At 64.6% G+C, this 816-nt stretch carries 1 protein-coding gene and 1 pseudogene; both read right to left on the bottom strand.

Annotated features, from left to right (window positions below; genetic code table 11):
• Positions 1 to 462: FAD-dependent monooxygenase (locus ENZ75_RS33180; protein WP_164888240.1), on the bottom strand; the 462-nt coding region annotated here is incomplete at its 3' end.
• A 63-nt stretch (positions 463 to 525) separates the two neighbouring features.
• Positions 526 to 642: pseudogene (locus ENZ75_RS35505) on the bottom strand (transcriptional regulator); the annotation flags it as partial.
• Positions 643 to 816: the final 174 nt, after the last annotated feature.

Below are 816 nucleotides of genomic sequence, written 5' to 3' on the forward strand. Positions count from 1 at the left end.
GTCGCCATGGGCCTCGCCGCGCGAGCCGTCATGCCGGCGGAAATGCGCCACGACCTCGCCCTCGTTCTGCTCGAAGGCATCGACACGGCTTGCCGTGCTGATGACGTCGCCGCCAAGCCTGTTCACCACGGCCCGGTGAATCAGCCCCAGCAGCCTGCCGCGATGAATGCTGATTTGCGGAACCTCATAGCCGGCATCGATGCCCCGCAATTCCTGCCATACGATCTGGCCGAAGCGGTTGGTGTAGACAAGCTCGCGTGTCCTCACCCCCTCCGCGTCGAGCGCCGGCATCAGCCCAAGCCCGGCCAGCGCCTTGACAGCGTGAGGCAGCATGTTGATGCCGACGCCAAGTTCGCGGATGTCGTCGGCCCGCTCGAAAAGTTCGACCTCGATGCCTGCCTCATGCAGGAACAGAGCAGTGGTGAGGCCGCCGATACCGGCCCCGGCGATCAATGCTTTCATCAGTCACTCCCTTGCCGTGAAAAGTCCCCCCGAGCCGGCCAGATGCCCGTCGACTTCGCGACGTCACGGCGATGCGCGTGGCCGGGGATATTCGAGTTGCATGGCGACGAGGTCTGCCGTGCGGGCACCATGGCGGGCAGCGATGGCGCGCAGCGTTTCGTCCAGGACTTTTGCCGGTCTCCAGATGGCTTGACGACGAGGCTACCGGCGTTAGGTTTCGTCCGAAATGACATAAATCGGGCGAATACTGCCATGCGCAGGCACGTTGCCGTCGTCGTTCACCCCGGTTTCCAGCTTCTGGATGCGGCCGGGCCGACAACCGTCTTCGAGATTGCGGAGCGCTGCCGCCCGGAC

The organism is Mesorhizobium sp. M7A.F.Ca.CA.002.04.1.1 (assembly GCF_004022805.1).
Taxonomy (GTDB): Bacteria; Pseudomonadota; Alphaproteobacteria; order Rhizobiales; family Rhizobiaceae; genus Mesorhizobium; species Mesorhizobium ciceri.